General features: G+C 57.3%; 10 protein-coding genes. All 10 read right to left on the reverse strand.

The annotated features are described in order from the left end of the window. Positions 1–711 (reverse strand): aldehyde ferredoxin oxidoreductase N-terminal domain-containing protein (locus tag G454_RS0113800; RefSeq protein WP_027719072.1); only part of this gene is annotated, 711 nt, incomplete at its 3' end. Positions 712–728: 17 nt separating this feature from the next. Beyond that, positions 729–1,889, reverse strand: a complete 1,161-nt coding sequence (locus G454_RS0113805; RefSeq protein WP_027719073.1) for an iron-containing alcohol dehydrogenase — start codon at positions 1,887–1,889, stop codon at positions 729–731. A gap of 191 nt (positions 1,890–2,080) precedes the next feature. Then, positions 2,081–3,421: a sigma-54 interaction domain-containing protein gene (locus tag G454_RS19340; RefSeq protein ID WP_051276461.1), complete on the reverse strand. Its 1,341-nt coding sequence runs from the start codon at positions 3,419–3,421 to the stop codon at positions 2,081–2,083. A gap of 523 nt (positions 3,422–3,944) precedes the next feature. After that, the gene (locus tag G454_RS0113815; protein ID WP_211230110.1) at positions 3,945–4,463 is read right to left on the reverse strand and encodes a YidH family protein; all 519 of its coding nucleotides are present in this window, start codon (positions 4,461–4,463) and stop codon (positions 3,945–3,947) included. 93 nt (positions 4,464–4,556) lie between these two features. Continuing rightward, positions 4,557–5,318 carry a TatD family hydrolase gene (locus tag G454_RS0113820; protein WP_027719075.1) on the reverse strand — a complete coding sequence of 254 codons (762 nt, stop codon included), beginning with the start codon at positions 5,316–5,318 and terminating at the stop codon, positions 4,557–4,559. Positions 5,319–5,436: 118 nt separating this feature from the next. Continuing rightward, positions 5,437–5,823, reverse strand: coding sequence for a DsrE family protein (locus tag G454_RS0113825; protein ID WP_027719076.1), 387 nt, complete (start codon positions 5,821–5,823; stop codon positions 5,437–5,439). Positions 5,824–5,907: 84 nt separating this feature from the next. Further along, positions 5,908–6,840: a nitrite/sulfite reductase domain-containing protein gene (locus tag G454_RS0113830; protein WP_027719077.1), complete on the reverse strand. Its 933-nt coding sequence runs from the start codon at positions 6,838–6,840 to the stop codon at positions 5,908–5,910. Between the two features lie 323 nt (positions 6,841–7,163). Further along, positions 7,164–7,952 (reverse strand): thymidylate synthase family protein, encoded by a 789-nt coding sequence (locus G454_RS0113835; RefSeq protein WP_027719078.1) that lies wholly within the window; start codon positions 7,950–7,952, stop codon positions 7,164–7,166. A 63-nt stretch (positions 7,953–8,015) separates the two neighbouring features. Beyond that, entirely contained in the window at positions 8,016–8,705 is a 690-nt protein-coding gene (locus G454_RS19345) for an anaerobic ribonucleoside-triphosphate reductase activating protein (RefSeq protein ID WP_051276465.1), read from the reverse strand. Then, the coding region (nrdD, locus tag G454_RS0113845; protein WP_027719079.1) for an anaerobic ribonucleoside-triphosphate reductase at positions 8,695–9,556 on the reverse strand (862 nt) is incomplete at its 5' end. The genes G454_RS19345 and nrdD, both read right to left, overlap by 11 nt.

Consider the following 9,556-nt stretch of genomic DNA (forward strand, 5'->3'; position numbering starts at 1 on the left):
GTAGCCCCTGACGCCGGGGTTGTCTTTGGCTTTTTGGGCCAGCTTGGCGACAATTTCCTTTAATCCTGCGGGGTCGGCCGGCTCGCATTGCGCCCCGCCGTGGAAGACGACGGCCTTGAGCTTTTTGGCGCCCATGACCGCGCCCATGCCTACCCGGCCCAGGGAGCGCCAGTAGTTGTTTTCTATGCAGGCGTATTTGACGAGGTTTTCCCCCGCCGGGCCGATGACCGCCGCCTGGGCCCCCTTGACGCCCACCCTGGCCAGGGCCATGTCCTCGGCGGTGTAGGTGTCTTTGCCCCAGAGGTCCGCGGCGTCGTGAAAGGTTACGCCCCGGTCGCTGATTTCCAAAAGAGTGGGCTTTTCCGCCCGGCCCCGGATGACGACGGCGTCGTAGCCGGTCCGCTTTAAGGCCGCCCCCACGCCGCCCCCGGCGTAGGATTCGCCGTAGAAGCCGGTCAAGGGGGATTTGGCAAAGGCGCCGATGCGGTTGGAGCCGGGCATGATGGTGCCGGTGAGGGGCCCGACGGCAAAGATGAGGCAGTTTTCCGGGCCCAGGGGGTCGGCCCCCGGCGGGATGTGTTCTAACATGAGGTGGGTGCCCAGGCCCTTGCCCCCCAGGTAGTGGGCCGTAACTTCCGCCGGCAGCTCTTCTACCCGCCAGCTCCTTTCCGTTAAGTCCACATGCAGCACGCGCCCGTAAAAGCCGCGCATGTGCTCACCGCCCTGCCTTAAAAAGCCCGCTCGTATATTTCCCTGATGTCGTCCACGGAGAGCTGCCGCGGGTTGTTGGCCAGCAGCCTGGTCACCTTGCTGGCCCCTTCCGCCATCCCCGGGATGGCCTCCGCCGTCACCCCAAGGTCCCGCAGGCGCGAGGGGATCCTGATGTCGGCGGAGAGCTGCCTTACGGCCTCCACAAATCTTTCCGCCGCCGCCCGCTCGCTCAGCCCCTCCACCTTTTCCCCCATGGCCAGGGCCATATCCTTAAAGCGGGAGAGCGCGCCGAGCATGTTCCACTCCATCACGTATGGCAGCAGCACCGCGTTGGCCACCCCGTGGGGTACGTGGAACTGCGCTCCCAGCGGGTAAGCCAGGGCGTGAACGGCGCCGACACCGGCGTTGGCAAAGGCAATGCCGGCCATGAGGCTGGCCATGGCCATCTGGCTGCGCGCCTCCTTGTGCTGGCCGTTGGCCACGGCAGTGCGCAGGCTGCGGGAAATGATCCTGATGGCCTCCAGGGCCAGGGCGTCGGTAACGGGGGAGGCATTGGCGTTTATGGAAATGTAGGCCTCCACAGCGTGGGTGAGGGCGTCCATGCCGGTGGCTGCCGTGATGTGGGGCGGCATAGTCACCGTCAGCTCAGGGTCAATTATGGCCACCCTGGGGAGGAGGTGCGGGCTGACCACCCCTTTTTTAAGCTGGTCCTCTTCGTCGGAGAGAATGGCTATGGGGGTCACCTCGCTGCCCGTACCGGCTGTGGTCGGCACAGCCACCACCGGTATGCCGGGCCTGGCCACCAGGTTTACCCCGAGGTAGTCTTTAATGGTCCCGGAGTTGGTAACCAGGATGGAGGCGGCTTTGGCCACGTCAATGGAGCTGCCCCCGCCGACGGCCACTAAAAGGTCGTAGCCGCCCTCATTAATTACCCGTAAGCACTTTTCCACCACCTGTAGCCGTGGTTCAGGCTCCACTTCGCTGAAAATCCCTAACTTAACCCCCAAGGAGGCCAGCTGGTTTTTCACCCTTTCCGCCAAACCTATCTTCTCAATTACCGGATCGCAGATTATCAAAACGCTCTGAGCCCCAAGACCCTTTACCTCGACGGCAAGCTGGTTTAAGCTACCCCAGCCGGCGATGATCTTGCCGGCTGTTTGGAAAATGCTAATACCCACCCTCAAATCTCCCTCCCGCACGATGTAAAATTGCCGCAAGCACAAACATTACAAATTCTGTTCCACCAAGAAAAAAGCCGGCGGCCCGCACCGTGACGCGTCTTTGCTGTGCGAGCCGCCGACATGAAGCGCGCTTTTTGTCGCGAAGCTGCAACAAAGCCGCGCAGTTTTGCGCGGCTACCGGAAGTCGGCTAGGAAAAATAGCGCTTTATCTTCCTGGCCAGGGTGCTGCGGTGGATGCCCAGGGCGCGGGCCGCCTCTTCCTGGGTGGGGTATTTCTGCAGGGCCCTCCTAATCAAGCTTTTCTCAAACTCCTCCACCGCACGTTCGAGATTTTGCGGCCACCCGTCCTCCTGCCCTGCCGCGGGCAAAGCCTCTCCGCTTTCCTCCAGCTCCCGCTGCACGGTGGCGGCGGAGATCTCCTTTTCCGGCGCCAGCACGACCAGCCTTTCCATCAGGTTTTGCAGCTCCCTGACGTTACCCGGCCAGTGGTAGCGCAAAAGCTCGCGCTCCGCCTCCCCGCTGAGCTCCTTGGGGATTTCGTAGCGGGTAGCGTAAAGGCCGAGAAAGTGCTCCGCCAGGGGCATGATGTCCTCTTTCCTTGTGGCCAGGGGCGGGATCCTTATCTGGATGACGTTTAGGCGGTAGTAGAGGTCTTTGCGGAAGCGGCCCTCCTGGACCAGCCGGTACAGGTCCTGGTTGGTAGCGGCAACGATACGCACATCGGCCCGCTCGGGGCGCGAGCTACCCAGCGGGTAATACTCCTTGTTCTGGAGGAGGCGGAGGAGCTTGGCCTGCGCCCAGAGGGGTATTTCGCCCACCTCGTCTAAAAAAAGCGTCCCTCCCTCGGCGGCCTTGACCAGGCCGGCCCGGCCTTCCCGCCTTGCCCCCGTAAAGGCGCCGGGGCGGTAGCCAAACATCTCCGCCTCGAACAGCTCGCCGGGGATGGCCGCGGCATTGACTGCTACGAAGGGCTTCGTTTTGCGCCGGCTGTATTCGTGGATGAGCCTGGCCACCACCTCCTTGCCCACCCCAGATTCCCCGTAAAGGAGCACGGTGGCTTCAGAAGCCGCCGCGCGGATGGCCCGCCCGATCACCTGCTTCATGGCCTCGCTTTCCGCAATGACCGGCCCCACGCCGGGAACCTCTATGCCCCTGGCTGCCGCCGCAGGGAGGTCCACCTGGCGGCGACCCGGGCGGTAGGGCTTCACGGTAGTTACCACCAGGATGATTTTGCCTTCATCGTCCCTCACCGGGTTGCCGGTCACCAGGACTTCCCGCCCGGTCCTGATAATTTTCTGCCCTATGGTCACGGAGCGCCCCTCTTCCAGCACCATGAGGGTTACCGAGCGGTCGAAGTAGCTCTTCTCCACCAACTCCCTCATGTGCTGCCCGCAGAGCTCTTCCCCGCGTAGGCCGGTCAGCTCTTCGTAAGCCTTGTTGACGCCCAGGGTGTACGCTTCTCCGTCGGTGCAGTAGAGGGCCGTTCCCAAGCGCTCCTCCAGCACAGCAGCCAAGCCCGACCTGTTCACGGGTTTATCCCCCTCTTTTAAGACCACAAGATAATTTTATGAATATTCGCTAAAAACTTCCTAAAGCTACACAACCAACTTCCCAAAAAAAGTGCTCTTTTACAAAAATAAAAGTAACCCAAAAAAAGCTACTTTTCAAGAATAAAATACGCCTACCAAAGCAGAGTAGGCCCTGGCATAAATCAGCAGATAGCCCCTCATCTAACCATAACGAGCGGTTTTCCCGCATACGGCTATCCGACACCATTCACGTAAGGCATTCGCAGGTCAGCCTTAAGCCAAGCTGTACAACCCCATTTTCCTTAGGGTAACGTAGACCTCCGGCTTAAAGGTCCTGCTCAGCCGCTGGCTGGTTTTTCGGCCAACCCGGTAAAACCGGGTCGTAATGAAGAAGTCCCGTTTCCAGAAAAACGTCTAATGTTTGTTAACATTTCTTTCCAGCCTCTTTTTCACCCCCCTGCCGGGTGCCTCCCGGTTCCATCATCGGTGCGATCAATTGGGCATGAAAACCAAAACAGTTCGTTTAAAAAGGGATCGGTGACCGCAGGAGGAAAATGATTACCAGTATCGTAACTAGAAGTAGCATGGCAGCCAGCAACATGTCGGCAGTAAGCGAGTGCCGGTACGTACCCTGGTTAATCTGGTAGCGCGTCTGCCGGTAACGGACGGCAGCCAAGATGACCACCAGCCCGGCTATGATACTAGAGCCTATCCCCAGGTAGGCAGCCGATCCCCTCGACGGCGCAGATACCATGCCCGCCTGCCATTCAAGCACTCGTAAATAGAACGAAAATTTTTCAACAACAAAACCAAAAGCCAGAATGGCCACGGCTGTACGGATCCAGGACAGGAAGGTGCGCTCGTTGGCTAGGTGTTCCTGGATGTGTTGTCGGTCGCCGATACGGTCGCTTTTTTGCTCTTCTTTTTCCCTGCCTTTTCCGTTCAACTCCAGCTCCCCTTTGTTACCATTCTCTGGTATATTTGCCAGCACAGGGAAGCAGGCAAATTTTCTATCCCGCACCCTGGCCCGAGTCTTTAACACCGGTTTTCTGCAGAAGGCACCGGTTACTGTCAGGATATCCTTATTGCGTTCAAGATAAGGATTTTTAAAGAATTAGGCCAGACCCCCGGTTATCTAAATCCCGAACACTTCTTCAGCATTGTACCTCGCAATCCGAGCAATGATTTCCGGAGGAGCCCCGTTCAGCTCCAGGTACCGCACAGCCTTTGGAACGCTCAGGGGATCGTTGGGTTTGAGATTGCTGTAATCGCTGTTCAGAACACCTCGTTGGAAACGTTCCAGGTGGTTCAGCAATAGATGGGGAGTAAGCCCTTCTTGGCGAATAGTGAGCCCGGGAATGGCCCCAAAGTCCTCGATTAAGTCAATAATGTCCAAATTAGCGTGGTCAATGATCACTTTTCCGGGTTCCATACCGACGGCGGCGGCAATTTCAATTGTCTTATTGGTTATTTCCACCCTATCCTGTGGCGGGGTATGAATGATTACTGGTACCCTGTATTCCTTGGCTACCTTCAATTGCTCCCTGAGGACGTCCTGCTCCCGCCGACTCCCCTCATGCAGGCCGATTTCTCCTAAACCAATGACATCACTCATCTTCAGGTAATTTGGAAGGGCGTCGATCACCCGGGGCCAGTCTTCCGGTGTTCCCATAGGGTGAATGCCGACAGCAACGAAAAGCCTGATGCCATTTTGGGCAGCATTCTTCACCGAAAGGGTTAACATTTGGTGGAAATGATCAAAGAGTGTTTCCGCATGCTTTGCCCCGAAAAATATGGAGCAGCCAATAATCTTCCTCACCCCGGCCAGGGCCATGTTTTCCAGCCCTTCATACGGAAGCAACGAAACATGTGTGTGAGAATCTACGATTCCTTCCATAACGGTTTCACTACCCCCTTATTGTGCTTGATTCGAACATCTCCTTTTTGTTGCCGTATGTTGTTCAAGTTATTATTGAAGGGGAAGTTTCTCACTCCCCCTTCACGCAGATACATAGTCAGGGCTTGATGTAAGCATACCCTTCGGTTTGTTTTCTGGCAATTTCTGTTATGCCGGCCGGTACAACTTTCACAAAGTTAGGGAGGCTCTCTTCGTCGATAGACTGAGCTTTGAGAGCATTCCGACACGCTACAAAGCTTACTCCCATCTCCGACAACTTCTCCATCTGGTCCATCAGCGATCCGCTAGCTGTTTCGCAGCACTCACTGCCATCCCCGGTCAGCAGGCACCTGCTCCTGAAAACAGAAACCGCCTCACCGTTGGCCACAACTTCGACGTCAGCATTTCCTTGCCCAACATCATTCAAAAAGTTGGTGATATTCACGAGTGTCCTTTGCCACTTGTCAGATTCGTTAACATGGAAAAGGACCTTAAGCCTACCCATCTCAACGCCCCCTCTCCGCTGAACTCAAGGTGGGGTCTTCACCGTCAAGCCCATCACCCTTGAGCCCATACTCCTCATCTTGAATTACTTTAAAACACTCTTCCTCTTAAGATACTCAGGCAAATGATCCGCATTAACAATGTCTATATCGCCATTTTTATTATACACCCACAGCCTGTCCTTCAAAATAACAACATTACAATGCGCTCCGTTGTCCACAGCACACGCGTTACCGCAACCACTGATAGTAACATTCCCTTGTAAATCGCCAGAGGAGATTATGCGCTCCGCCATCGCATGGACATCACCAACACCATTCTTACAATACCGCGCGCCTATGCACGTCCTGATTCCTCCACTACTCCACGCCAGCGCCCCTTTCAGAAACGCCATAAGACCCATCCGGTTAATAACTTCACCCAGCCGCTCGTTCTGAGCAACCTGAATATAGCTCCTAACTATCCGTTCGACAGTCTCGAGTATATACTCTTCCTTAATAACCATATCCAGCCGAGTACCTAATTGAGGTTGACGTCCTCCCTTGCCCCCAAGGTAAAGCCGGTACCCGTCCCGGACAGCAATGACACCCAAATCGTTTAGTTGCGCCTCCACGCATGAATTGGGACAGCCATTTAGGGCTATCTTAAATTTTCTTGGCGTCGCTATCCCTGCGAGGCGTTGATTGATCTCTGCCGCCAGAAAAGTAACATCGCGGATAACATGCTTGCAATATTGACTGGAACACACTTTGACATTTCGCACCACCGGACCAATATCAGCCAAAGGTAGATGGACCTTTTCTAACTCTTCAGCCACCCGGTCAAAGTTCTCGGGTTTTATACCGTAAATCATAATGGCCTCAGTAACCGTAAGCTTAGCCTTTCCGTATTGTTTGGCCAGCCTATATATAGCCTCTATCTGTTCGGGTTCCAAATAGCCGTTGAGAGGATGAATTAAGACGGCGTAAGTACCATCCAGTTGCTGGATAAATCCCTTGTTGGCGTACTTTCGAACCATAACGACTTCTCACCTTCTTATACCAAAAAGAAAAACATCTCGAAAGTAATGTAACATAGAATAAGGTTGCTTGTCCAATCAGCTTTCCTTATGTGTGTTATATGTATACCCTAATATAGCCGTAATATGGCCGTAATACAAAAGTGTCATACTCGTGCATGTTCATTTTACCCAACCCGGCTTCTTCTGCTCGGCTCTTACCCAGCTTTTTCCTCCAGACAGCCACCTGCGGCCGGTGCTTGAAGTCCCTCGTGTTAAAAAATCGCAGAAACGCTCAAAGTGCCAGGTTGAATTCCTCGCGGTGAACAAGGATCTTCCGCTTTTCAAACGTCGGGGCCCAAGGAGCCGTCCACGAAAGCCCCGTTATACTTTTGCACATTATTTAAACCAACCCTTCTCCTCGCAAATTCCTCGGCATGTCCCCTCACATTGAGGCTCTTGCTTATGGCGATTATTTCGCCGTCCTCCAGCGGGATACCCGTTTTGGGGTGCGGGCCTATCTGCTTTATCAGCCACTCTTTGAGCATCTGCAGGCCGCCCAGGTTGGTCTGAAACCCGCCCCATAAGTCCCAAGCCCGGAAGTAGACCACAAAGTGCATCCGGTAGACCCCTGCCTGCCTGTCCAACCGCACCTTCGTATCTATCAAACGCAGGCACGGCAGGGACTTGCCCCTCGCCAGGTCGTCCGGGGAAGCGACCTCGATGCAGCCCTTGACGTGCTCGAAACCGTAAGTCCGGTAATAGCGCACCAGGTCGTCTATTTGCTTGCATATCCGCTCCCCGTAGGTATACGCCTCTTCCTCCGCTTTGTATGGGCACAGCAGGTATGTCGCAAAATATCTTTCGATTTCGTCCATGCTACTCGGCGGTGATATACCTAATCCAGGCGGTATTAGATCGCACAGCGGCCTCTCCCACGGGTGGGTTATCTGCACCACAGCTAGGTCGAACTCTCTCCGGCTGTTGGTACAGACCCCGTTCTCATCCGCACCGCCTCCCCATTCGGGGTAGTAGGTGTACGCATCAACCTCAAACAGCCGTTTGAGGAGCGTGTACCAGGCTTCCGGGATGTTCCGGGCCTGGACAAAGACAGGCTGCAGGAGTTCGCGCACGTTACTTCTACTCCCTTCTTGCCGCTTCTACACCGTGCCTCTCCCCGTTGCCGGGACTTCGGCTTACGCCTTAAGGTACCCCCCTGAATCCCAAAACCGCGGCAAAGCCCCCGGAGTTGCCAGAAGCAGTTCTCCACCCCGCCGGAACTCCTGGAGCACCCACTCCCCCGTCCCGGGAGCGACGTCAAATCCCGCCGCGCGGAGTTCGGCCCTCATCTCTTCCAGGACCTCCGGCGTGTGCAGGCAGGGGACGACCGTCGTCCTGACGCGGCCCCCGGGGAACTTTAGCGCCAGGTGCAGGCTCTCCAGGACGGCACCCGGGTCTCCCGCGCAGACCCACTCCCGGTAAAGCCGCAGCGGGGCCTTGTAGTCCACCGCCAGGCAGTCCACCAGGCCCTCCCCGAGCACCCGGCGCAGGACGTCCGGACGGGAGCCGTTGGTGTCGAGTTTCGTTTTGTAGCCCATGCGCTTGAGTTGCCGCAAGAAGTCCAGCAGGTCGGGCTGAAGGGTCGGCTCGCCACCGGAGACCACCACGGTGCCGAGGAAGCGGCGCCTCCGCTCCAGAAACCAGAGGACTTCCCCCAGCGGCACTTCTGGAACATAGCGTGCCGGGTCCACCAAGCCGGGGTTGTGGCACCAGGGACAGCGGAAGTTGCAACCCCTGGTGAACACCACCGCGGCAGGGCAACCCGGGTAATCGGACAGCGAAAACCTGACCAGCCCGCCGATTACCATTCCGAGTTCACCGCCCAACCCGGAAAGCCCTCCGGTCCCGGAACTCCTCGCGCTTTCCGGCATTGTAGCAGGAGACGGGGCGGTAGTAGCCCGTGACCCGCGACCAGACCTCGCACCCCGCACCGCAGTGCGGGCATGTTTCGTACTTCCCGGGGAGATACCCGTGCTGCAGGCACACGGAAAACGTGGGCGTGAGAGTGATGTAGGGCACCCGCGACGCTTCAAACACCCGCAGGACGAACTCCCGGCAGGCCCCCGGGTCGGGTTTCCCCTCTCCCAGCCAGAAGTGGACGACCGTGCCCCCCGTGTAGAGCACCTGCAGGTCCTCCTGGTGCTCCAGGTACTCGAGCGGGTCGTCCGTCCAGCCGACGGGCGCGTGGGTGGAGTTGGTGTAGTAGGGTTCGGCCCCTCTCCTTACGGCCTCCTCGTTGGCCACCACAATGTCCGGGTAGAGCTTCTTGTCGATGCGGGCGAGCCTGTAGGCACACCCCTCCGCAGGGGTGGCCTCCAGGTTGTAAAGGTTCCCCGTCCGCTCCTGGGCGCACCGGCAGAACTCCCGCAGGAACTCCAGCACCCGCACCGCGAACGCCTTCCCTTCCGGGTGGGTGATCGGCACGCCCAGCAGGTTCAGGCACGCTTCGTTGCCGCCGACCACTCCGATGGTCGAGAAGTGGTTGGCATAGTACCTCCCGAAGCGCTCCTTCACGCCCCGCAGGTACCGGGTGCTGAACGGGTAGAGGCCCGCGTCCGCGAACCGCTCCAGGACCTTGCGCTTTATCTCCAGCGCGGTCACCGCAACGGATGCCAGCCGCGCCAGCCGGGCAAAGAAGTCGCCTTCATCTTTGGCCTGGTAGGCCAGGCGGGGAAGG

The organism is Desulfovirgula thermocuniculi DSM 16036, from assembly GCF_000429345.1.
Taxonomy (GTDB): Bacteria; Bacillota; Desulfotomaculia; order Desulfotomaculales; family Desulfovirgulaceae; genus Desulfovirgula; species Desulfovirgula thermocuniculi.

Bases quoted from the DNA above. Each gene is read 5' to 3' on its own strand.
- G454_RS0113830 (WP_027719077.1), bottom strand. From the start codon at position 6,840: ATGGTTCGAAAGTACGCCAACAAGGGATTTATCCAGCAACTGGATGGT.
- G454_RS0113825 (WP_027719076.1), bottom strand. From the start codon at position 5,823: ATGGGTAGGCTTAAGGTCCTTTTCCATGTTAACGAATCTGACAAGTGG.
- G454_RS0113820 (WP_027719075.1), bottom strand. From the start codon at position 5,318: ATGGAAGGAATCGTAGATTCTCACACACATGTTTCGTTGCTTCCGTAT.